Source organism: Saccharibacillus brassicae, assembly GCF_006542275.1.
Lineage (GTDB): Bacteria > Bacillota > Bacilli > Paenibacillales > Paenibacillaceae > Saccharibacillus > Saccharibacillus brassicae.
Genome location: NZ_CP041217.1, coordinates 3,083,152 through 3,106,848, shown reverse-complemented (window position 1 = coordinate 3,106,848; position 23,697 = coordinate 3,083,152). Strand labels below are relative to the sequence as shown.

Annotated in this window: 11 protein-coding genes, 1 pseudogene and 1 riboswitch; of the genes and pseudogenes, 2 read left to right on the top strand and 10 right to left on the bottom strand. The window is 62.0% G+C overall.

Features of this window, described 5'->3' with window-relative positions:
- Positions 1 to 65: 65 nt before the first annotated feature.
- The 3 genes from FFV09_RS12890 to FFV09_RS12880 all read right to left on the bottom strand — a co-directional run bounded on the left by FFV09_RS12890 (position 66) and on the right by FFV09_RS12880 (position 5,004).
- On the bottom strand, positions 66 to 1,925 hold the full coding sequence (locus FFV09_RS12890) for an ABC transporter substrate-binding protein (RefSeq protein WP_141448206.1): 1,860 nt from the start codon (positions 1,923 to 1,925) through the stop codon (positions 66 to 68).
- A gap of 81 nt (positions 1,926 to 2,006) precedes the next feature.
- Complete coding sequence (locus tag FFV09_RS12885) at positions 2,007 to 3,542, bottom strand: ABC transporter permease (protein ID WP_141448205.1); 1,536 nt, start codon at positions 3,540 to 3,542, stop codon at positions 2,007 to 2,009.
- A gap of 19 nt (positions 3,543 to 3,561) precedes the next feature.
- Positions 3,562 to 5,004 carry an ABC transporter permease gene (locus FFV09_RS12880; RefSeq protein WP_141448204.1) on the bottom strand — a complete coding sequence of 481 codons (1,443 nt, stop codon included), beginning with the start codon at positions 5,002 to 5,004 and terminating at the stop codon, positions 3,562 to 3,564.
- A 180-nt stretch (positions 5,005 to 5,184) separates the two neighbouring features.
- Here FFV09_RS12880 and FFV09_RS12875 point away from each other — a divergent pair, with 180 nt between their 5' ends.
- Positions 5,185 to 7,050 (top strand): ABC transporter ATP-binding protein, encoded by a 1,866-nt coding sequence (locus FFV09_RS12875; RefSeq protein ID WP_141448203.1) that lies wholly within the window; start codon positions 5,185 to 5,187, stop codon positions 7,048 to 7,050.
- 834 nt (positions 7,051 to 7,884) lie between these two features.
- On the opposite strand, the gene FFV09_RS12870 is transcribed toward FFV09_RS12875, so the two are convergent.
- From FFV09_RS12870 to FFV09_RS12860, 3 genes are all read right to left on the bottom strand, one after another.
- The gene (locus tag FFV09_RS12870; protein ID WP_141448202.1) at positions 7,885 to 9,402 is read right to left on the bottom strand and encodes an NAD(P)/FAD-dependent oxidoreductase; all 1,518 of its coding nucleotides are present in this window, start codon (positions 9,400 to 9,402) and stop codon (positions 7,885 to 7,887) included.
- Positions 9,403 to 9,518: 116 nt separating this feature from the next.
- Positions 9,519 to 9,619, bottom strand: a riboswitch (purine riboswitch).
- Positions 9,620 to 9,845: 226 nt separating this feature from the next.
- Entirely contained in the window at positions 9,846 to 10,769 is a 924-nt protein-coding gene (locus FFV09_RS12865) for a hypothetical protein (RefSeq protein ID WP_141448201.1), read from the bottom strand.
- The gene (locus tag FFV09_RS12860; protein ID WP_141448200.1) at positions 10,759 to 11,337 is read right to left on the bottom strand and encodes an RNA polymerase sigma factor; all 579 of its coding nucleotides are present in this window, start codon (positions 11,335 to 11,337) and stop codon (positions 10,759 to 10,761) included. Before FFV09_RS12860 ends, FFV09_RS12865 begins: the two co-directional genes overlap by 11 nt.
- A gap of 174 nt (positions 11,338 to 11,511) precedes the next feature.
- Between FFV09_RS12860 and FFV09_RS12855 the strand changes: the two genes are divergently transcribed.
- Positions 11,512 to 12,036: a GrpB family protein gene (locus FFV09_RS12855; RefSeq protein WP_141448199.1), complete on the top strand. Its 525-nt coding sequence runs from the start codon at positions 11,512 to 11,514 to the stop codon at positions 12,034 to 12,036.
- A 640-nt stretch (positions 12,037 to 12,676) separates the two neighbouring features.
- Here the strand turns inward: FFV09_RS12855 and FFV09_RS12850 are convergent.
- The 4 genes and pseudogenes from FFV09_RS12850 to FFV09_RS12835 all read right to left on the bottom strand — a co-directional run bounded on the left by FFV09_RS12850 (position 12,677) and on the right by FFV09_RS12835 (position 23,547).
- Entirely contained in the window at positions 12,677 to 14,878 is a 2,202-nt protein-coding gene (locus FFV09_RS12850; RefSeq protein ID WP_141448198.1) for a DEAD/DEAH box helicase, read from the bottom strand.
- 686 nt (positions 14,879 to 15,564) lie between these two features.
- Positions 15,565 to 16,839 (bottom strand): annotated as a pseudogene (locus FFV09_RS24170) (ATP-binding protein); the annotation flags it as partial.
- A 99-nt stretch (positions 16,840 to 16,938) separates the two neighbouring features.
- Positions 16,939 to 21,294, bottom strand: a complete 4,356-nt coding sequence (locus FFV09_RS12840) for a TerB N-terminal domain-containing protein (RefSeq protein WP_141448197.1) — start codon at positions 21,292 to 21,294, stop codon at positions 16,939 to 16,941.
- Between the two features lie 201 nt (positions 21,295 to 21,495).
- Complete coding sequence (locus FFV09_RS12835; protein WP_246098328.1) at positions 21,496 to 23,547, bottom strand: methyl-accepting chemotaxis protein; 2,052 nt, start codon at positions 23,545 to 23,547, stop codon at positions 21,496 to 21,498.
- Positions 23,548 to 23,697: the final 150 nt, after the last annotated feature.

The window sequence follows — 23,697 nt, the reverse complement described above, 5'->3', positions numbered from 1 at the left end:
GCGCTTTCCCGAGAGGGAAAGTGCCTTTTTTCTTAGCATTATGTTTCCGATCCGGTCACCCCGTCTTACTTCGCAGCCTCATAAGCCGCCAGCGCTTCTTTGACCTTGGCCGGGTCGGCGGTCAGCACGTTGCCGGTATCGACAAGCGGGCTGACGGTGGAAGCCGCCTTGATCTTGTTGCCTTCGTAGAATTGCAGGATCTCGTCCTGGTTGATCGAGTACAGCACGGCTTTGCGCAGGTCTGCGCTCTTGCCGATCGGACGCTTGTCCGACGTGTTGAACAGCAGGTAGCTGACCGCGTTGCTCTCGATCTTCTGGAGCTGCAGCTTGGCATCGCCTTCGACTACGGAGAATTTCGTCTCCGGCACGCCGTAGTACGAATAGATTTCGCCGCTGCGCAGAGCCGCCAGCGCGCTGTCGGCATCGGCGATAAAGCGGATCGAGATGTTGGAGATGTTCGGTTCGTTCTCCGTTCCCGGCATGTAGGCCGGGTTCTTGACGAACTTCGCGTCATAGTCGTTTTTGGTCGTCAGGATGTAAGGACCGCTGGCGTACAGCGTGTTGTCGTAAGCGGCGCCTTCCGTAACGGTGTTCTGGTCGCCGTAAGGAATGTCTTTGGTAACGTCGAACTTGGCCACGTCGTACGTGTTGATGCTTTCGACCTGCTTCTTGGAGACGATGCCCGCCGATTGGTGAGCCAGATAGTTCAGCACCTGCGGGAAAGGCTCGGTCGTCGTCAGCTTGATGACCTGGTATTTGCCGGCCGCGTTGTCGGCCTGCGTCTTGTCCGCGACCAGAGCGGAGATCGGCGCTTCAAGCCCCTGCTCCAGCGCTTCGCGGACCGTGCCGCCGTCCGCCGTCTTGGCGGAATCCAGTTCGGACAGATCGGAGACCGCCGAGACCGTCTTGATATGTTCGTGCAGCGAGTACGTGCGGTGATCCGGCACGGAGTCTTTGTTTTTCGCGCGATCCAGCGCGAACACGACGTCGTCGGCGCCTACGCGCTCGCCGGTATCGACAGCTTTGTCGCCTTCGACTTTGGCGAAGTTGATATCGTCGCGCAGGATGAAGTAGTAATCCGAGTTGCCGTCGGCGATGCTGAAGTTGCGCGACAGCGAGCCGTCGGACGTGATCTTGTCGTCGTCGGTCAGGTTGATCAGACGCACATACATGTTCGTGTTCAACGTATTGATCGAACCGTCGTTGCCTTTGATCGGATCAAGCGAAGTCAGCGTGGACATCGCCTGCGTCATTACGAGCGGCTCGGTTTTGTTTTTGGCGGAATCTTTGAATTCGATGTCTTCCCAGGCCAGCGCGCGGGATTTGGACAGGCGGACGGATTCCGGATTCAGGATATCCTTGTTGATCGCCTGGCTCTTGAGCGAGATGTACAGCGGCGCGATATACGCGTTGTCGAACACGAGCTTTTGCTCAAGTTCTTTGTAGGTCGCCACGTAATCTTCCGGCGATTCGGTCGCCGCTTTGTCGATCAGCTTGTCGATCTCGGAGTCGGCGAGGATGCTGTAGTCGCCGCCCGTCTTGAACAGCGAGCGCACGGCGTAATCCGGGTTGCCGGTTACCGTCGTCCAGCTCGACAGCGCGGCGTCGTAGTTGCCGGCGTCCTGCTGGGCTTTGAAGCTGCCGTAATCCGGCTGCAGGTTCAGCTTCACGTTGAAGCCGTTCTTGGTGAGTTGGTCGCGGATGATATTGACGTCCGATTCCTGCGAAGTCATGGCCAGCAGCTCGATATCGACCGGAGCCGAAGTCGTCGCTTCGGCGGCCGGCTGTTCGCCCGTGTCCGCCGTGGACGCCGCCGGAGCGGCCGTGTCGGACTTGGTTGTCACCGACGAGCAGCCCGCCAGCACCAGCAATAAGGCCAGCAGCAGTACGGTCAGCGTCTTGGTAAACTTGTAAGAATTACGCATGTTTTTCTCCCCCTCCGTGAGTGTGAAACTGTATATTTTTGTCCGAAGCCAAGCCGTGTTCTTTTGCCGATTCCGATAAGGTCAGTCCAGTTTCGGGTCCAGCGCATCGCGCAGCCCGTCGCCCAAAAAGTTGAACGACAGAACAAGCGCGATGATCGCAAGCCCCGGATAGACAGCCAGATAAGAATTCGTTTCCAGATACGCGCTGCCGAGCTTCAGAATGTTGCCCCATTCGGGAATGTGCGGTTCCACGCCGAGCCCCAGATAACTGAGACTGCTCGTGGAGATGACGGCCGTGCCGATGGTCAGCGTCGCTTTGACGATCATCGGAGCCATGGCGTTCGGAACGATATGCTTGAAAATGATCGACAGGCTGCCGGAACCGAACGCCCGCGCCGCGTCGACGAATTCGTAGGTGGACACCATCATGACGTTGGCGCGCATCGTTCGGGCGTACGTCGGGATGGCCCCCACGCTGAGCGCGAGAATCAGATTGACCGTGCTCGCGCCGAACGCCGCGATGATCGCGATCGCAAGCAGGATGCCGGGAATCGAATACAGGATGTCGAGCGCCCGCATGATGATATTGTCCGTGCGACGTCCGTAGTAGCCGGACACCGCGCCGAGAATTCCCCCGATCACGAACGGAATGAGCGTGGACACGGCGCCGACGATCAGCGAGATCCGGGCACCGAACACGATCCGCGAGAACAAATCGCGGCCGAAGTTGTCGGTGCCCAGCGGATAAGCCAGGCTCGGCGTCTGGAGGATCGCGCTATAATTGTTCTCGACGGCCATGCCGTAATCGAACGTGAACAGACTGGACACGGACAGCGAGAACAGGAAGAAGATGAAGAACATCCCCAGCATCGACGTGGTGCCTCTCGACAACCGGTCGATCGCGTCTTCCCATCTCGGGGAAGCCGGCGATTTCTGACTGCGGATCTTCGCCAGCAGCACGATGCCGAGCAGCAGCGCGAACAGATTGCCGGTCGCCGCCGTCAGGATCAACGCGAGCGCGAGCCCGGTCATTTTGGGCGGCACGGCGTTACGCTTGACGAACGCGGCGATCAGGATCATCGTCAGCAGATGGAAGCCGGCCACGATCAGCAGCACCAGCATGCCGAGCGGGAACGTATCCGCGACGTACGGTTTGAACAGGTTGAGCGCCGACACGGCGATAACGCCGATCTGGGTCAGCACCATGTACCCGGCGAATACGTACTCCGGCGTTTTGGCCTTTTTGACCAGTTGGAACGCGGCGGCGGCAGCGAACACGTTGCCGGTCGCGAGGCTGAGCAGCTGCACCCAGCCGAGCGCCCGCGTACGGTTCTTGATCCGGCCGGCGGTCGCCAGGTCGCGACGGATCAAGAGCGAGATCAGAATCTGTACGAGTGTAAAAAAAGCGTAAGCCGCGGCGATCGTCAGCACCGCGGGCTTGATCGTGCCGGCGGCGTAATCGAACGCGTTGGCCAGTAGCAGCAGCGTCAGCAGCAGCGAAGCGACCCAGGCGAAGCCGGCCTGCGCGTATTCGGACGAAGATTTGGCTCCGCCGGCATCCAGCCCCGACGGGGAAGAACCTGCGGCCGAAGGTTCGGTAACCGATAATTCGGACATTTCGCATGTCCCCCTTTGTCTAATATTGCTTCATCTTGGTCCGGATTCTCGGATCGATGAACGCGTACATGACGTCGATGATGACGTTGACGAGCGAGATCGCGATCGCCGTATAGACGACGCCGCCCATGACGGCCGGAATGTCCGGCACGAACTGCTTGTCGACGATGTAGCTGCCGAGGCCGCTGATGTTGAACACTTTCTCCGTGATGGCCGCTCCGCCCAGCATCCCGCCGAACTGGAGGCCGACCACGGTCACGATCGGAATGAGCGCGTTGCGTACCGTATGCTTCATTAATACGGTGCTGCGCCCGAGCCCTTTGGCTTTGGCGGTCAGAATGTAATCTTCGTTCATGACCTCAAGCGTCGAAGAGCGCGTCATCCGCGCCACCGCCGCCGTCAGGCCCGTGCCGAGCACGACGACCGGCATGATGAACGATAACAGATTGCCCGGCGTGTACGTCGCCGGCAGCCAGCCGAGCTTGATCGAGAAGCCGAGTATGAACACGAGGCCCTGCCAGAAGTTCGGGATGGACAAGCCGATCAGCGCGATGAACATGAAGCTGTAATCGAGCCAGGAACCCCGGCGCGCCGCGGACAGGATGCCGATCGGCAGCGCCACCAGCAGCGCCAGTACCAGCGAGACCGACGCGAGCGTCAGCGTGACCGGGAATTTGCGCAGAATCGTCGAAGCGACGTCTTCGTTGCCGGCGAACGATTTGCCCAGATCAAGCGTCAGCACGCCGCGGATATTGTCCCAGAGCTGGGCCAGATACGGCCGATCCAGTCCGTAGATCCGGTTAAACGTATCGATCTGCTCGGCGGTAGCCGTCTCGCCGAGAATGTTGGCGGCGGGATTCATCGGAGACAGATGCAAAATGCTAAAGACCAGGGCCGACACGCCCACGACCACGAACAGCGTCATGAGCAGCCGTTCGAATATGTATTTCGTGTACGCGTTGGCGTACAGCAGCATCAAAGCAACCATCGGCAGTCCCAGGATCGCCGCCGGCACCGCGAAGACCGGATAGCCGATCAGCGATTCGAACGTCGCCGCGTAATCGCTGCGCGCCACGCCGCCGCTGCGCGCCCGTTCGGCCGTAATCTCGTCGGCCCGGGCCTGCAGCCGTTCTTCGGCCCGGCGATGAACTTCGCGTTCGGTCTCTTTGGCATTCGTGGGCTGCTTGAAAAAGCGCTGCTTCTCCGCCAACTGCCGCGCGAAGTCTTCCTTGAGTTCTTTTTCCCAACCCGACTGCCGAAGTTCTTCCAGCACCGAAGCCCGCAGAGCCGCGTATCCCCCGCTGCCGCGCCGCGCAAGCCATACGGCAAGCACGATCAGGTTGACGGGAGCCCCGAGCAGCAGCAGCCAGAACCGGTAACCGGGAATGCCCAGCATCTTGCGATAGAGTCGCCCGACGGGCAGCTGCCACGGCGAACGTTGATTTTTACGAGCTATATCCATAAAAAACTTGCCTCCTAAAACGTTGCAAATGTATAATCCGTTTAATGACTCATTTAATTCCGATGGATATACTCGTATTTATAGTCGTATTTTAGGGTTGTTTGTCTCCTAAAGTCAAGACATCCGAAAACATTTTTGGTCATGGAATATAATGGAATACATAACGGGGGCCTGTGAAAAATGGAGAAACTGTTGCAAGTCAGCAATTTGCGCGTATCCTTCGCGGCACGCGAAACGGAGACCGCAGCGGTCCGGGGAGTCAGCTTCGACCTGCACAAAGGGGAAACGCTCGGCATCGTCGGCGAGTCGGGCAGCGGCAAAAGCGTCACGGCCCGGGCGATCATGCGGCTGCTGCCGGAAGCTTCCGCGCGCGTCAACAGCGGGGAAATCCTGTTTCTGGGACAAAATCTGGCGCAGAAAACGAGAAAAGAAATGGAACAGATCCGGGGAAAAGAGATCGGCATGATCTTCCAGGACCCGATGACGTCGCTCAATCCGACACTGCGCATCGGCGAGCAGATCGCCGAGACGCTGCGCAAACACCGCAAAATCTCCAAGCGCGAAGCCCGCGAAGAAGCGGTCGAAATGCTCAAGCTTGTCGGTATCCGCGATCCGCAGACCCGCTTCAACCAATATCCGCACGAGTTCTCCGGCGGCATGCGCCAGCGCGCGATGATCGCGATCGCCCTCGCCTGCCGGCCGTCGCTGCTGATCGCCGACGAACCGACGACCGCGCTCGACGTCACGATCCAGGCGCAGATCCTGAACGTCATGAAGCAGATGCAGGAAAAGTTCGGCACGTCGATCGTCCTGATCACGCACGATCTCGGCGTCGTCGCCGGCATGTGCGACCGCGTCGTCGTCATGAAAAGCGGCGAGATCGTCGAAGAAGGCCGCACGGCCGACCTGTTCGCGAATCCGCAGCATCCGTACACGAAAAAGCTGCTCAACGCCCTACCGCGGCTGGACGAACCGAAAAAGCCCAAGCGGGTACGGGCGGGTGCTTCGGTCGGAGAAGCCGGCGGGGCAAGTGGCGGCTTGGCAGGAGCGGCAGCGGACGGAGCCGAACGGCATGTCGAAGGCCGCCTGACGGAACAGGGCGGCGGGACGCCAGCGCTTCCCGAGGATCGCCCCCTGCTCGAAGTCCGCTCGCTGCAGCAGCATTTCAATCTCGGCAAAGGCCGGACGCTGCGCGCCGTCAACGATATCAGCTTTTTTATCCGCGAAGGCGAGACGCTCGGCATGGTCGGCGAATCCGGCAGCGGCAAATCGACGACCGGGCGTGCGATTCTGCGCCTGCACGAGCCGACGAGCGGCGACGTGCTGTACCGCGGCATGGCCGTCAACCGGCTATCGCCGAAAGAGATGAAGCTGATGCGCCGCGAGATGCAGATGATTTTCCAGGACCCGTATGCTTCGCTCAATCCGCGGCTCAAAATTCTGGACATTATCGGCGAAGCGATGGACGTGCACGGCTTGTCGCAAAATCCGGTCCAGCGCCGCGCCCGCGTCGAGGAACTGCTGGAGATGGTTGGCCTCGATCCGGCGTTCGCGCTGCGTTACCCGCACGAATTTTCCGGCGGCCAACGCCAGCGGATCGGCATCGCCCGCGCGCTCGCGGTCGAACCGAAGTTCATCGTCTGCGACGAACCGCTGTCCGCGCTGGACGTGTCGATCCAGTCACAGATCGTGACGCTGCTGGAAGACCTCCAGCAGAAGCTCGGCCTGACGTATCTGTTTATCGCGCATGATTTGTCGATGGTCAAGCACATCAGCGACCGCGTTGCGGTCATGTACGCCGGCAAAATCGTCGAACTGGCCGAAAGCGAAGAATTGTACAGCAACCCTCAGCATCCGTACACGAAGTCGCTGCTGGCCGCCATCCCGGTCCCCGATCCGGCGATCGAAGCGAAGAAAAAGCGCGTCCTGATGGAAGAAGATACGCGCGAAGACAAGTACGGGCTGGAAGGCTCCGCGCTCGTCGAAGTATCGCCGGGGCATTGGGTGGCGATGCCGGCAGGAACGGCGGAATTGGCGGGCGATTGACGGGTAGGGCGGCGGCGTGGGGTTCGCGGTGACGAGTCGCTGGTACGAGGACCGGCATGAGGCGACAAGCCGACGATGGTGACGAGTCGCTGGTACGAGGACGGCGTGAGGCGAAAAGCCGGCGATGGTGACGAGTCGCGGGTACGAGGACGGCGTAAGGTGGCGGTGCAAGACGTACGAAAGTCTGCGGCGAGCTGCGGAAGCGAGTGCTTCGCATGAGGCTTCGGCGGCGGCGAACGTCTCGGGCGCCTTATCCGCAGCCGACGACATGCCGGCGGCGAAATAACTGCGAAACTGCAGTTATTTCGTCTGCAAAATTTGTCCCTGTGCAAATAGGTGCAGGAATACATCTAATTGGCGTGTTTCCGCCGAAGTTTGGGCTTCAGCGGGCAAATAGATGTAGTAGCGCAGCTATTTGCGATTTTGGGCGCGAATTGGGGGAAATAGATGCTCTGGCGCAGCTATTTCTGCTAGCGGTCGCGAAGGCGGGAAACGGCTGCGAATTCGCCGTTCCTTTTGCCGGTTGGCCTTCAGCCGAAGGAATCCGTTCAGCCGCGGGAACCCGTTCGCCAGCGCCAACGACAAATTCATCACAAAAAGGCCCGAATCCCTATGTGTTTGTAGGGATTCGGGCCTTTTCGCCTTCGTTCCGGCTGCCGAGACCGCTTCGGCCGGCCGAACGGATCTTGCCGGGCGACCTTGCATGGTCTTACCCGGTCTTACATGGCCATGCATGGTCTTGCATGGTCTTACCCGGCCTTGTGCCCGGTCCTGCCCGACCCGGCTTGCCCGGCCCAAGCGGCTCGATCGGCCGGCCGCTCAACCCGGCCGATCCTAAGCCAGCGTCCGCTCCGCAGCCGGACGGCCGCCCGCTGCGGCTTTCTTCACCATGCCGCGAGCGACGTGCACGCCCGCCGCGCCGGCCTGGGCCAGGCCGCGCGTGATGCCCGCGCCGTCGCCGCCGCAGTACAGACCGTGGATCTCGGTCTCAAGCGTCTCGTCCAGCTTCGGACGGGCGGAGTAGAATTTCGCTTCGACGCCGTAGAACAGCGTATGTTCGGACGCGATGCCCGGCGTTACTTTTTCCAAAGCCTCCACCATTTCGATCAGACTCTTCATCGTGTTGTAGGGCAGCACCAATCCGAGGTCGCCCGGCACGGCTTCCTTCAGCGTCGGTTCGAGGAAACCTTCGCGAATCCGGTCCGGCGTGGAGCGGCGTCCGCGCAGGATGTCGCCATACTTCTGGACGATGACGCCGCCGCTCGACAGATCGTTGGCGCGTTCGCAGATCTCGCGGGCATATTCGTTCGGCTTGTCGAACGGCTCGGTAAACTTGTGCGAGACGAGCAGCGCGAAGTTCGTGTTGCGCGAACCGAGAGCCGGGTCTTTGTACGAGTGGCCGTTCGCCGCCATGACGCCGCTGTGATTCTCCACCACGACGTGGCCGGACGGGTTGCTGCAGAACGTCCGGACCCGCGTGCCGACCGACGTATTGAACACGAATTTGCCTTCGTACAGATGCTCGTTGATCTGGCGCATAACGACGTCGGACGTCTCGACGCGCACGCCGACGTCGACCTGGTTGTTGGTCAGCTTCAGGCGGCGCTTTTTGAACACGTCCGCCAGCCAGGCCGAACCGTCGCGTCCCGGCGCGATCATGACGCGCGGCGCGTGGTATTCTTCTCCGTTTTTGAGACGAATGCCCGTGACCGTGTGCTCTCCGCCTTCTTTTACCGTAATCAGGTCGTCGACTTCCGCCTTGTATTTCATCTCGACGCGCGGTTTGAGGTATTCGAAAATGGACTTCAGAATCTCCAGATTCTGCTCCGTGCCAAGATGGCGAACCTGAGCGCGCAGCAGCTTGAGCCCGGCCGAATACGCTTTTTGCTCGATGTCGCGGATCGTATCGGTCGTCGGGTCGGTGATCGATTCGGTCGCGCCGTGCTCCAGATTGATGGAATCGACGTACTGAATCAGGTCGAGCACCTGCGAAGGCGCGAGGTAATCGGTCATCCAGCCGCCAAATTCCGTCGTAATATTGAACTTGCCGTCGCTGTACGCGCCCGCACCGCCGAAGCCCGCCGTGATCGAGCAGGCCGGCAGGCAGCCCGCAAACTCTTTGCGCCCCGCGGCAGGCGGACAGAACTGGACTTTATTTTCCAGAATCGGGCAGCGGCGTTTGTAAATATCGTGGCCTTTGTCGACGAGCAGCACTTTCCAGTCGGGCGCCTGGCGCGTCAGTTCGTAGCTGGCAAAAATGCCGGCCGGACCCGCACCGACGATAATGCAGTCGTATCGATTGGACTCTGCGGCATTGCGTTCGATATTTTCGAAAGTCAGGGAATCGGTCATGATGGATAGTCTCCTCCTCGGGTGGACGCATACGTGCTTCGGATTTCGGCAGCATGGCGGGCGGCGGCAGCGGACAAGGTCCCAAACGCGCAAAAAAGCCCGGCTGACGGCAGGTATGCGAAAAGCATCCTATCCGTAGCCGGGACTTTACGGTTCCCTGGTAGAGACTCCCGAACCTTATCTCCGGGAATATACGAATGATTATATGATAAGTGATGGAATTGTTCGCTTTTCAACAAAACCATCATATCCAAACGCAGAGACGGAGTCAAGCATATTTCGTGAAATCATTCGCTTTTCAACTCGAAATCTACACCCATCCCATTATAAAAAGAAGAATAATCGATTTTTCCCGAACATTATTCGTTTCAAGATCCGGTCCATACATTTTTTAAACATATGGTTATGATCCTGCTATGCCTGTCGTTTTCCGCACCTCTCTTCTACGTCCCATTTTCCTCTCGCACGATATCAAGCAGTTTGTCCTGCCAGATGCCCAGTTCGTCCGGCTGTTCCGGTTCGCGCAAAAAGGTGACGGTCAAATATTGGCGCTCGCCGCTTCGATCAAGCGTGTAGAGCAGCTTCTCGTTCCCGGACATTCGCGATCCGCCTTTTCGCTCGAAGTCGCGAAAACGCAGCTCGTTCAGTATCCGCTCTCTCTCCGTATCCGTCAGGTCGGGCTGAAGCACGTCCGTCACATAACGAATTACAGCCGTATCGGACGGGTCCGGGTTCCGGCCGCTCGTCGAAGGACCGAGCCAAAACGTGATTTCGCGCAGGCGGCCGTCGTCGCGATTGCTCCATGCCGCATACCGGTAGCCTTTTTCCGGACGGCCAAAAGCCTGACGGTATTCATCCAGATGCGGCAGACTGTCGAGATACGCCTCTGCCTCGCCGGATACGGCGGTTAATTCGCCGCCGGCCGCGCTCGAACCCTGTTCCCAGCGCTCGCGAAACTCCCCGTAGCCCAAGCTCAGCAGCGGCGCCGCTAACCCTTGCGGAACCGCTTCGTTACCGGCCGCACCGGATGCCGGCGTCTCCCCGCTGCTTGCTTCGCCAATCGCGCTTTCCGTCCGACTTGCCACGTTCAATCCGGAAGAGGGATCTCCTGTCGTCTGAAGCAGCAGGAAGCTCAGCGCCGCCGCGAGCCCTGCCAGGCCCAATCCGCCCCCCAGCAGCACCCGTCGACGCCGGATTCCGCGCGGCTGCGGCTGCACCGGATCTTCTGCACTCTTTTTCCAGGAACGGATTCCGGTCAGAATGCCGCTGCGAATCTGCTCTTTGCGCTGCGGATCCAGCTTCGGAATATCGATCAGCCCCCTGCCCGGTTCCTGCCTGTTTCCGCCCTTCGGTCCGTTAGTCCCCATCGCTCGCTTCTCCCCCGATCCATTGTTGAAATTCGCTGTTCTTGCGCAGGACGCGCAGCGCCCGGTGGCTGGTCGTTCGCACTCTCGCTTCGCTGCAGCCGAGCAGGGCGGCCGTTTCTTTGACACTCCGTTCTTTTTGATACAGAAAAAAGATCACTTCCCGCTGTGCAGGCTTCAGCGCGTCCAGCAGCCCCAGCACTTGGGCGCGCCGTTCTTCCGTCAACAAAGCTCGTTCCGGCTCGTCCGACGGCGGCGCCTTGTCCTCTTTGTGGGATACGAAACCGGTCAGCGCCCAGCGCCTGCGGCGCATCGCATCCAAAGCGGCGTTCCGCGCGATGGCCGTCAGCCACGTTTTGGGCGAAGATTGTCCTTTGAACGCATGCAGATTCCGGTATGCCTTAATAAACACTTCCTGCAAAATATCTTCCGCTTCACCGCCCCGATCTCCCAGCATGAAATACAAATACTGATAAATGTCCTCGTAATAAGATTCGAACCATTCGGCAATCAGGCGCTCTCCGTCCGATCCGTCCGCCGCCTTGCCCCTGTCCCCCGCCCGCTCTGCCAAAACACCGCCTCCTTTCTATCCCTTTTTTATATTAGACGCATCTTGACTGCCGGATATGTCCGTTTGGCACAAATGCGGCAGGAATTTTGCTCCGATCCGTCGAAGCTTGCGAAAGAGATCGCGGGACGGACGGTTCGACTGCCGGTCCGCCCCGATCGCAAAGGAGGAATCGCCATGCAGGTCCGTCTGACCGATTACGATCCGCAGTGGGTCACGAAGTTTGAACAGGAAGCCGCGTTTCTGCGCACCTTGTTCGGCGATACAATCGTCGGGTTCGAGCATTTCGGCAGCACGTCGGTGCCCGGCATGAGCGCCAAACCGGTCATCGACATGATCGCGATCGTCCGCGACCTGACGGTCGTCGACGCCGGCAGCGGGCGCATGATCGAACTCGGGTACGACGCCGCGGGCGACTGGGGCATCCCCGGCCGCCGTTTGTTCCGCAAAGGCGGCGAGGCGCGCACGCATCATCTCCACTTCTACGAGGCAGGCAATCCGCATATCGCGCGCCATCTGGTCGTTCGCGATTATCTGCGGGCCGCGCCGGACGAAGTCCGGGCTTACGCCGCTCTCAAAGCCGACCTGGCTGCCCGCTTCGCAGACACGAGCGGCTACAGCCCTGCCAAAAAAGCTTACGTCGGCGAATTGGAAAACCGTGCGTTGGCGTGGGCGGCAGCGTCCGGACGAAGCGTCGAGTAAGGAGCGCACATACGCGAACAGCCCGGACCGAGGTCCGGGCTTTCGGCTTTGCAGGCGGGGGACGGTGGGTGCGGACGGAGAGGGCGGACGCGCGGAAGATGGCGCGGAGCAGCCCGGCGGCGGTGCGGAGGGCGCGCGGAAGCAGCACTTAGATCGTGCGAAGAACGCACGAAGTCGGCGCAGAGGAGGCGCGAAGCAGCACGGCGACGGCGCGGAGGGCTCGCGGAGCAGCCATGAAGCAGCGCGGACGCAAATAACTGCGCAGAAGCATCTATTTTGCTCAAATCGTCCTTCCCGCGTCAAATAGATGCAGGAATCCATCTATTCGCCGATCAGATCGCCGAAAACTCTCTTTTACCGCGAAATAACGAGATCTGCGCAGTTATTTTCCCAAAAGCGGCTTTTCGTGCTCAAATAACTGGACTTACGCAGCTATTGTCCGTACCGCAGCCCCGCGCGCAAAAGCGCCATCCCTACAGCTACCGCAACCCCGCAGCCGCAGCAAAAAGAAGCCTCCCCACCTCTCCACGAGGCGAACAGGCTTCTTTTTCCATTATCCGCATTCCGACACCGTCCGCGATCCCTGTCCCTGCGGCTGTCGGCGCCTATCACAACCCGGCCCTGACGCCCGAATCCACGGTCAAGCGCCGTAATCCGAACCCCGCAGTCCGCGGCGCAGCCCTTCCAGATCCAGCCCGTCCGCGGCGAAAGCGGCGCGGATCAGGCCGGGCGGCGTGAACTCGTCGTATTTGCCGAGGTACGGCGCTTCGAACTCGTCGAGCATCTGGATCGAATCTTCCATACGCTCGCTCTCGGACACGATCAGATGCTGCAGCTCGTCCGCATCGGTGCGGCCGGCCACGACCATGTAATGAGGTTCCATCGGGACGATCGAGCGAAGCGAGAGCTGCTGCGACAAATTGTTCTTCAGCAGGCGCTCCAGCGTCCGGAATTCCCGGCTGCCGATCCACGGCATGACGAACATCGAATCGCCGCCCGCGGGCAGCACGAGGCGTTCGGTCAGGCCGGTCTCGCGGGACAGCCGCCGGGCGCGTTCGAGCCGGGCCGCCGCGTTGGGCGCCAGATACGGGTAGAGCGTGTTTTCCCGCAAAATATCGCGCATCTTGCGCACGATTCGCGTATGCATGTCGCCGCCGGCTCCGAGCCAGAGCGTATCGACTTTGCCTTTGGCATGCTTGACGTAGACGGCTTTGTGCCGGCTGTCGACTTCTTCGACTTTCCAGAGCCGACCCGCGAGCGAGAAGCAGTAGCCGGCCGGCGGCACGGTCGTGATCGACCCGATCTCTTCCGAGCCGTCGTAGACGGAATGTTCTTCTTCGTCCTGGAACACGGCGTAGAAGCGGTAATGGCCCGATACGCGCTCGCCCATCAGGCCCACGATCAGCATGCCGTCTTCGGTCTGCTCGAGATGGTCGGTCGCAAGCAGGTACTCCAGCAGCTCTCGGTACTGCTCCGTCGTAAAGTTCGCAAAAGGCGGCAGCGTCAGCACGGCGCGGGCGAGTTCGCCCGCTTCGGCTTCGCCGAAGCTGCGCAGCACGCTCATCGTCTGATGGTACAGCAGGCCGAGCGGCAGCTTGCGCACCGTCTGCGGCTCGATCCATTTCTCTTTGACATACAGTTCGCATACCGCGATCGCCCGCAGCAGCGTCCACGGCATCCGTGCCGGAAGCTGCGCTTCCTCGTCGTCTTCTTCCGCGCAGACGAACATCATCTCCGCTACCGCGCCTTCGCGCCGGCCCGATCGGCCGAGCCGCTGGACGAAGCTGGCGCAGGAGTAGGGCGCGCCGAGCTGCATGACGCGTTCGAGGCTGCCGAGATCGATGCCGAGCTCAAGCGTCAGCGTCGCCGCCGCGACCGCCGGGCCGTAGCCTTCGCGCAGCGCGGCTTCGGCTTCTTCGCGCAGCATCGAAGAGATGCTGCCGTGATGCACGTGGAACACGTCGGGCTGCTGACGCAGCGCGGCGATCCGGCGCATCTCCAGAATTGTCGTCTCGGCGACGGTGCGGCTGTTGGTGAAGATCAGCGCTTTTTTGAGATGCGTATGGTCGTAAATGAAGTTGTTGTACGACTTCTTCGCGTTCTCCAGCGCTTCGCTCTGCCGCTCGTCGCGGGCGTCCGGCATGGCGAAGTTCTCGATCGACAGCCGCAGCTTGCGCCCGCCCGGCGGCGAGACCAGCTCGACCGGAATACGCGTGCCGCCGGCCAGCCACGACTTCACGGCTTCGTAATCGCCGAGCGTCGCGGACAAGCCGATCCGGCGCGGCGAACAGCCCGCCATGCGGGACAGGCGTTCGAGCTGGCTGAGCACCTGGGAGCCGCGGTCCGCGCCCATGAAGGCGTGCACTTCGTCGATCACGATAAAGCGCAGGTCGCCGAACAGCGCCGGAATGGCGTTGGGGCGGTTCATGAGCAGTCCTTCCAGCGATTCGGGCGTAATCTGGAGCACGCCCGACGGATGGCGCATGACTTTGGTCTTCTCGGACTGCGGCACGTCGCCGTGCCAATGCCAGACCGGGATATGCGCGTCGCGCATCAGTCCTTCGAGCCGCTGGAACTGGTCGTTGATCAGCGCTTTGAGCGGCCCGATGTACAAGATGCCGACCGACGAAGACGGTTCCTGGTCAAGCAGCGTCAGCGCCGGGAAAAAGGCGGCTTCGGTCTTGCCCGAAGCCGTCCCGGAAGCGATCAGCATATGATGGTTCGTATCGAGCACCACGCGGCTCGCTTCCACCTGTACTTCGCGCAGCTCTTCCCAGCCGCTGCGGTAAATGTATTCCTGAATAAACGGGGCAAGCCGGTAAAACGGATGCTCCGCGCTCACAGATCAAGCTCCGCGAGAATGTCGTCCGGCTCTTCGCCCTGCGGCGCCGACTCTTCGAGCGAGCGAGCCGCGCGTTCCGCGTCGGACAGGTCGCGCGGAGATGAGTCCGCCGAGTCGGAAGATTCCGTTTCCGAAGCACGGGAACCGTTCTCGCGCAGGCCGCGTTCCGGCAGCACGTCGACCGAGCCGCCGCGGACAGCCCGCTGCGCCGAGTCGGTCGAGTCGCCGCCGTACGAAGCGGCGGACGCCGCCGCTTTCAAGCCTTCGACGTTCTCTCCGCTCTGGAACCCGCTTCCGCGCGGACGCAGCGGCCCGGCCGATGCGAGGTCCGGCGCCCCGTAAGGCGCCTCCGCCGGCGAAGACGGTTCGCCGTAGCCGCCGTAACCGCGGCCGGCTCCGTCGCTCCGGCCTCCGTGGCTCCGGCCGGCGCCCGCATCGCGTCCCACGGCTTCGCTTCCCGAAGCTTCGTGGCCTTCGTAGCCTTCACGGCCGCCAGGCGAGCGGCCGCCGTAATCGACGCTCGACCCTCGCGGATCGGAGTCGCCGCCCCGCCCCGCAGGCGGGGCGTTCGTTCCGCTTGCGGACGGCGCGCTCGCCGCAGCCGCAGACGCAGCCGTGCCCTGCGTTCCGCTGCCGCGCGCACCTTCGGAAGCGCCAAGCGTGCCTAGGGCGCCCAGACCGCCGATCTGCGGCGCGCGGCCCAGCAAGTCCGGCAGCAGCTCGTCGAAGCTGCGGTCCGGATATTGATGCAGCGTATTGAGCAAATCCATGAAGTCGCGCACGACTTCGCGCGTCGTCAGCAGCGCGTCCGCGCCCATCCGGCCCAGCTCCGATTCCATGAATCGGGTGAGGTGATGCTGGTCGAGCGCGGACACGTAGCCGTAATGCGACGCGTGCAAATCGCGCAGCTTCTCCAGCAGCACGAGAATCTCCGCGTGCGAGAGCATCTCCAGCCGCAGGATCGGGCCGGCGTAATGCAGCATGCCCGCCCCTTCGCCGAAGCGGCCCGCGACGAGCCGCGAACGCAGCGCGTCGTAGCTGAACAGTCCGCGTCGCTGGTCTTCCACGAACTGCGGCGTACCGCCGAGGAAGATGCCGAGATGCTGGGCTTTGCCCTGCATCGTATCGTTGAAGATCGTCAGCAGCTTCTCGTAATTGCTCTGCCGCGAGACGGTGTTCGTGATCTTGTACAGGTTGACGCCTTCGTCGATAAACAGCAGCAGACCCTTGTACCCGATCTTCGCCATGAATTCCGCCCACAGCTTCATGTAGTCGTACCAGTTGTCGTCGTCGATGATAACGCCGACGCCGAGGCATTTGCGCGCCTCGGTCTTGGTCGGGAACTCGCCCCGCAGCCAGCGCAGCGCGTTCTGCTTCAGTTCGTCGTCGGACATTTTGTAGCCGTTCCAATAAGCGGACAGGACGCGCGCGAAGTCGAAGCCGTGCACCATATGTTCCATGTTGCCCGTCACTTCGAAGATGCGGCGTTCCACTTCGACCGGCAGTTGTTCGTCGTCCGGCCGCAGCGCAAGTTCCGCCATCGCCTGCTGCTGCAGCGAGGCGAACCATTTTTGCAGCACCGCTTCGAGCGCGCCGCCGTCGGGACGCGTGCGCGTCGACAGATGCGTCATCAGTTCGCGGTACGTGCCGAGTCCCTGCCCTTTCGTGCCGACCAGCCGGCGTTCCGGCGACAGATCCGCGTCGGCCACGACGAAATCGCGGTCCATCGCGTAATTGCGCAAAATTTGGATCAAAAAGCTTTTGCCGCTGCCGTACCGGCCCGTAATCAGCTTGAACGCCGCTCCGCCTTCGGCGACGTTGCCCAGCTCCCTGAGCACCGATTCGATCTCGAGCTTCCGTCCGACCGCTATATATTCAAGTCCGATCCGCGGCACGACGCCGGCGCTCAGCGAGTTCACCAGCGCCGACGATATCCGCTTGGGGATCTTCGTCTGATTCACGTTCAGTCACCTCCGAATGTTGCTCTGCAAATCTGTTCCGACCAAACTATACCATAGTCTTTCTTTTTGTTCCGGTTAAAAAAGAGCCGCGCGCCGATTTCACGGCGCGCGCAGCCCGTCCAGATTCGGCAAATATTCGTCCAGCACTTCGCCGGCGTCGATCAGCAGATCGCCGATCGCTTCCATCGCCGCTTCGTTGATCCGGTCGATCATCGTCTCCGGCAGCTCGCCGGAGAGACCGGCGATGGCCATCCGCTCCGCGTCGCCCAGATCCAGCAGGACGGCGCGGATCATGTCCCGCTCGGCCGGGCCGAGCATAGCCGCGAAGGCCTGCCAGTCCGCGTCAAGCTTCGACACGTCCCAGCCGTCTTCTACCGGGGCCGGGGCCGCGCCTGCGGCCGAAACAGGCTCGGCCGCTTCGGCATCCGACTCGGCATTCGCCTCGGCCCGGGTGTCCGCCGCGTCAAGCGAATGCGGCGCAGGCCCGGCGGCTTCGGCCGCCTCCTCGCGCGAACTGCCGCGCGCCGCATACTCCTCCGGCTCGAACGACAACGCGCCCGGAACATCTTCGCCGCTCCACCCTTCTCCGGCATCCTCCGGCAGTTCGAGCATCTCGAAGCCGTCGTATTCGCCGGACTCGGCGCCGATCGGCCGCTCCGCCGCATCGGTCGGAGCGCGATCCAAGCCGGCTTCCCGCTCCCTGTCGGCAGCATCGGCTTGCCCGGTATGTCCGGCTTCTCCAAGCGGTTCCCTGATCGGCTGTCCGTTCGGTTCTCCGCTGGGTTTCCCGCTTGCTTCTCCGTTTATTCCTTCGCCCGGCTGCCCGGCTCCAGCCTCGCCCTGTGCGGCCGGCTTCTCTTCCGGTCCGCCTTCCGGGCCGCCGCCGGCCATCAATTCGCCGGTCAGCATGCGCAGCACTTCGTCGGAATCGCGGCGCAGCTTCTCCAGTTCTTCCAGGTCGAAGCGGACTTCGGGCCGCTTGGGCGCCTGCTGCGCGGCGCGTTCTTCCGGCGGCAGGAACTCGCGCTCGACCGCTTCGGCGATCACCCCCATCAGCTCGGGATCGAGCTTGATCCCGCGCAGCCGCCCGCCGAACTTGAAGCGGGCCCGCAGTTCGTTCTCGCTCTGGCGCACGACCTGCGTCATGAATTCGCGCAGCTGCGCGTGCAGGCCGAGCTTGGGCGCGCGCACGAGAAACGTCCGGCCATACAATTCGGAATCGTAGACCGCGCTGCGGAACAAATAGCGTTCCGTAATCCGGTCGTCGGCCGCGCGGAACAGTCCCGGCAGCCGGATGCCGCGCGCGCGGAGCAAATGCTCGTCGAGCGCCCGCACGACGTGGGGGACGACGCGCGGCAGCACTTTTTTACCCTGATCCTTATAGAAACGGCTCGTCGTCGCGTCGTAGTCCGACAGCCGGGCGATCAGTTCCCACGTCAAATCGAGCGGCTCTTCGGCAAAGCGCCGCGCCAGTTCCAGATCCAGCAGTTCGCCGCCCAGCAGCGCCGAAGTCTGCTCCAGCGCGGACGATTCCGGCAGATCGAGCGCATGCACGAGCGCGAATTCGCGTACCCATTCGGCCATGTAGCCGTCCAGGCGGCGGAAGCGCGCGCGGTACGTCTCCCAGACGCGGACCAGCGTGTCCAGCCCGTCCTGCGGATGCTCCCACCCGACGCCGTTGATCAATTCGTACACGTAGATGAACAGATAAGACAGATCGGTCTCGACTTTTTCGCCCCGGCGGAATTCGCTCCGCCAGTAGTAATACCACTGCTCCTGCTCCGGCTTCATCGCCGCGTACGTCGGCCAATAGCTGGAGAACGGTGCGAACGGCACTTCGGACTCCGTCCGGCCTTCCATCTCCCGGGCGCGGCGCACGAACTCGCGCTCCGCCGACTGCGGCTGTACCGGCCGCACCGGACGGACTTCGCCGCCGGCGTAAGGAGCCGGACGGCGGCGCGCTGCGGAACCCGGTCGCTGCGGCTCCGGCCGCGAGACCTGCGTATCGCGGGGGTCCGGCCGTATGCCGCCGCCACCCGCCCGATCCGCGGCATCTGCGCCGTCCGGGCCCGAAGCCCCGCCCGGGCGGGGCGGGATCGCCAGACCCCGGCCCGGCTGCTTCGCTTTCGCCGCAGGCTCGTCGACGAACAGTTCGGCCATGCCGGCCGCGTCTTTGTGCCAGGAAGGCAGCTGCATCTCCGGCACGCGGCGCAGCGGAGGCCGTGCTCCCGGCGCGGCGGAGCCTTTGCCGGGGTCCAGCAGCAGGAAGCTGCGCGTCAGCGAATCGTACAGCTTCAGCAGCCGGATCTGCACGGCGCGGACGCGCGCATCGTTCATATGCCCTTCGTCCGAATAGACGGCGATCCGCACTCTCGCTTCGGCCGAGTCGATCCGGCTGAACAGCCGCGTCTCGTCGGAACGCACGGAAGCGTCCGGCTCCAGCAGCAGCAAAATATCCGCCTGCAGCTTCTCGTCGAAATCGGCTTTTTGCAGCTGCGAGATCGGCAGCAGGATCAGTCCCGTCGACGCGTCGGCGTAAGCCCCGCCAGATGCGGTCGTTCCGGCATCGGCCGGCGCAGCTTCCGGTGCCGCTTCTGGCGCCGCTTCCGAAGCGGCAAAGCCGCTCCCGGTCCGCGCATCATCGGCGCCCTGTTCTCTTCGCGCAGGCAGCGGCATGCCCCGGCCGGCGCCGGGCACCGATTCCGCCGATTCCGCCGCTTCTTCGCCGTGCGGACGAGCAGGCTCCGCTTCCCCGTCCGCCCAGCGCCGCAGCGGATCAATCGCGCCGCCATGCTCGGCTTCGCTCCCGGCAGCGGCGCTTTCCGCCGCCCCGCCGCCCGCATCGCGGCCTGCCGCTTCGGCCAGCGCCGTCAGCAGTTCGCGCCGCCCGACGACGACCAGCCGGCAGTCCGGCGCTTCGGCGATCGTCCGCGCCGCAAAAGCCGCAAGCTCCGCCAGCCACCGCTCGGCTCCGCCGTGCAGGCCGCCGTTCATACCCCAGCCGGCCAGGTAGCGCAGATGATTATAAGCCGGCCGTGCTTCGCCGGCCTGCACGGGCTTCGGCCCTTCGAGCGCCAGCGGCAGCTCTCCGGCCGCAGCCTCGCCCGGCAGCCCGATCCGCTGCCGGTACGAGAAGCCGGCCGAGATCAGGCCGGCCGACCCGCCGCCCGCGCCGTGCTCGCGCAGGCTTCGGGCAAATTCCGGCGCCTCGAGGTCGATCCATCCGTCCTCAAGGCGCAAATACCGACGCCCTTCGCTCCAGGCGTCGATCAGCTCGGCGGCCGCAAAATGCAGCCCGCCCGCGCTCAATACCGGCTCGGCGCGCACGACGCCGACGCCCCGTTCCGGGACGGGGCCGCCGCGAAGCGACCAGTTCCAATCCGCCGCGTCATAGAGCCGGTGCAGGTCGCGGAATTTCGCCGCTTCCCGCCCGGCAATCAGCGGTCCCCATTCCCGCTCGGCCAGGCGGGCGAACTCCGCCAGCGCGTCGCCGCGGACCGTTCCGCCGCCGTCGGAGCCGAACAGGCGCCGCACGCTCTCCGCCTGCAGCGCCGGGCGCATCGTAAACGCCGGACCGCCGACCGATTCAACCGCATCGGACGCGTCGGGCAGCCGTTCCACCAGGCGATCGCGTTCGCCCGCTCTTTTTTCCACGCCGCCTTGTCCGTCCGATTCTTCGCCTGAAGTCCTCGCTTCCTCAGCCCCGGACCGACCGTCCGCGCCGAATTCGTCGCCGGCTGGCCCGCTTGGCGTGTGCGGTTCCAGCACGTAACCTTCCAGTTCTGCCATACGCAGCACGTTCCCGCCGCCGGATACCGCGACCGCTGCATAGTCTTCGCCGCAGTCCGTAATGTCCAGCCGGCCTGCCGGCTTCGCCGAATATTCGATCTCGCTGCGCACGGCAAGGCCGCGCTCGCGCATCGACGGAATGACCCGGACCAGCAGTTCTTCCCATTCGTCCGCGCCGATGCGGCGTCCGATCCAGTCCAGGTCGTCTTCCTCGAAGCCCGGCAGGTCGATCAGTTCGTAGCCGTCGTCGATAAAGCGGCCGAACCAGCCCGGTTCCAGGTACAACGCCCCTTCCGGCAGCCGGCCGATCAGCGAAGAACGCTCCCCGTCGAGGAAAAAGGCGAGGCCGTGATCGCCGTCCGGGTCGGCCATAAGCGCAAGTTCCACTTCGTCGCCCATATGCAGATGCATGCCCGGGGCGTCGCCCCGACCGATCGCTTTGAGCAGCGTATCGCGCACGACGAGCAGCCGCGAAGCGCGGACCGGCGTCTCTTCCCGGTTCAGCCGATACTCCGGCAGCATGTAGCGCGGCAGCGGCGTCAAGGCATCGCGAAGCAGAACGGGCCCTTCCCCGTCCGTCGCGCTCAGCCAGAACTGTCCCCCGCTGTCCGCATTCAAATATAGATGGTACGAATACGCCGCCGTCCTTGCGAAAAAGTCGCTCATTTCACTCCCCTGACTCCCCTGTCCGACCGTTTGCGTGCGTGCGCCGATCACGGGCTTGCCTGAATTTTCGATTCGTCCATTATACCACCGTTTGACCGGAACGCGGAACCTCGGGCTTTCTTTTTGATCGGCGCATGAAAAAGGACCATTCCGACTTGCCGGAGCGGCCCTTTTCTTTTTCGGTTGCGGGTTCGTGCGCGTTTAGACTTTGAACTGGCCGATCATTTGGTTGAGACGTTCCGCGCTTTCGTTCGTTTTCTGCGCTTCTCCGGCGATGCCGTTCGCTTTGTCGACGACGCTGGCCGTTTTGCTCGCGATCTCTTCCGTACTTTCCGCCGATTCGTTGTTGGAGCCCGAAATTTCGTTGATCGCCTGCGCCAGGCTTTGCACGGACGCGCTCAACTGCTCGCTGGTCGAGCTGAAGTCGGACACCATCCGGTCCATATAGTTCGCGTCGTTCAGGTACGATTCGCTCGTGCGGGTCATCATCGCGTAATCGTTGGCGATCGTCCCGGTCAGGATTTCGACGAGATGCTGCGTGAAATGCTGCAAATTGCCGACCGAATCGGTCACTTCGCCGGTAATGATCTGGATTTGTCCGACCGTATTTTTGGAAGCGTCGGCCAGCTTGCGAATTTCGTCCGCCACGACGGCGAATCCTAGGCCGGCTTCGCCGGCTCTTGCGGCTTCGATCGAAGCGTTGAGCGCGAGCAGGTTCGTCTGTTGGGTAATTTGCAAAATCGCTTCGCTCAGCGCTTTGATCGCATCGACCGATTTCGATTTTTCCAGAGCTTCTTCCAGACCGGATTTCACTTCTTCGTAAGCGCTCGTCGTCTGCGCGATCGACAGTTCGAGCGCCGTTTTCAACTCTTTCGCGCGCGTGCTGATGACAGCCGCTTCCTGCGCGCCTTCCTGCGCTCCCTTGGAGATCGAGCCGATCGCTTTCTCGAATTCGTCCGTGGACGCATTGATCTGCTGCGCCGCGGCCGCCGTCGCTTCCATGCCCGCGGACATGCTCTGCGTCGTGCCCGATACGTCCTGAAGTTCCCGGTCCATATCGGCAAACATGACGCTCGCGGTGTTGGACGACTCTTTGAGGTAACCGGATTCGTCGTTGACCGATTGAATGACCTGCTTCGTGTTTTCGTGCATTTTGTTCATGGACCGAATCAGCACGCCCGTCTCGCCGACGCTGTTCGCGTATTTGGCCGGCATTTCGCCGGAGAAATCGCCCTGGGCCATAATCTCCAACTGCTCGGACGCCACGCGAATCGGGCGAACGATGCTGCGCACGACGAGGAACAGCACGGTCAGGGCGATCAGCAGCGCGGCGAGCGTAATGGCGACCATCGTCGTCAGCATGCCGTACAGATTGTTCATGTAGCTGCTGACCGGCAGGAACGTCACGACGTTCATCTTGAGCACGTCGTCTTTGATGAAAGAAGCGAGGTAGCGCACGCCGTCGATCGTAATGTAGCCCGTACCGGTTCCGGCTGCGGCGATCTGCTGCATGCCTTCTTCGTTGCCGAGTTGGGTAAAGTCCGTCTTGAGCACCTGCTCCGCATCGTTCGAAGCGATTACGATACCTTTTTCGTCGGTCACGACGGTCGAGATCACTTCGCTGTCCGCTTTTTCCGTAATTTTACCGAGCAGCACGTTGATGTTGATCGGCAGCGCGAACACGCTGAGCAGATCCCCGCTGGCGGGATCTTTGACCGGGGACGCGATCACGATCGCCGGCAGGCCGGAGACCGGGGAAGTTTGCAGGTCCCCGACGAGCGGGCTGCCGCTGTCGCGGGCCGGCTTGTACCAGGGCGACGTCGACAGCATGTCCGTGCCCTGCGATTTGCCGGACAGGCCGTCCAGGTACAATTTGTCCTGGTACGTGAAGAAGATATTTTCGTACAAGCCGTTCGAATTGTTCAATTTTGCGTCGAGATTGCTTTGGATGCGGGCAAAAGCCGCCGCGTCCGTCACCCCGGTCGCGATCAACTTTTTGAAATAGTCGACGTTGAACACTTCGGTGGAAATCGAATTGGCCATGTCCTGCTGGGCCGTAATCATCATCTGGAGTTCGGTTACTTTCTCGTCGGCGACCCGCGTCAGGGAATCGGTATTCATGGTCTCGTACGAACGGGACGTCATATACCCGATCGCCACGGTCGAGATGATCATGGATAACACGATACACAAAGCCGCAATAGACAAAATCCGTAAAAACAAGCTCTCGGTGAGGCTTCGTAATAATTTCATGTCGGTTGTAGGCTCCTCTAGTCAAAGTGCGGGGCTTACGTCTTGAAAAAATGAGTCGCTAGTCACATAGGCCCGCATCTATTTTTCGACATTTACGGCCCCAATATGTATAGTGCATGATATTATTTTTTGAAATTCAATTTAAACAGA

What these genes read in the sequence shown, in the direction of transcription:
- FFV09_RS12890 (WP_141448206.1), bottom strand. Translation starts at nt 1,925, where the DNA reads ATGCGTAATTCTTACAAGTTTACCAAGACGCTGACCGTACTGCTGCTG.
- FFV09_RS12885 (WP_141448205.1), bottom strand. Translation starts at nt 3,542, where the DNA reads ATGTCCGAATTATCGGTTACCGAACCTTCGGCCGCAGGTTCTTCCCCG.
- FFV09_RS12880 (WP_141448204.1), bottom strand. Translation starts at nt 5,004, where the DNA reads ATGGATATAGCTCGTAAAAATCAACGTTCGCCGTGGCAGCTGCCCGTC.
- FFV09_RS12875 (WP_141448203.1), top strand. Translation starts at nt 5,185, where the DNA reads ATGGAGAAACTGTTGCAAGTCAGCAATTTGCGCGTATCCTTCGCGGCA.
- FFV09_RS12870 (WP_141448202.1), bottom strand. Translation starts at nt 9,402, where the DNA reads ATGACCGATTCCCTGACTTTCGAAAATATCGAACGCAATGCCGCAGAG.
- FFV09_RS12865 (WP_141448201.1), bottom strand. Translation starts at nt 10,769, where the DNA reads ATGGGGACTAACGGACCGAAGGGCGGAAACAGGCAGGAACCGGGCAGG.
- FFV09_RS12855 (WP_141448199.1), top strand. Translation starts at nt 11,512, where the DNA reads ATGCAGGTCCGTCTGACCGATTACGATCCGCAGTGGGTCACGAAGTTT.
- FFV09_RS12840 (WP_141448197.1), bottom strand. Translation starts at nt 21,294, where the DNA reads ATGAGCGACTTTTTCGCAAGGACGGCGGCGTATTCGTACCATCTATAT.
- FFV09_RS12835 (WP_246098328.1), bottom strand. Translation starts at nt 23,547, where the DNA reads ATGAAATTATTACGAAGCCTCACCGAGAGCTTGTTTTTACGGATTTTG.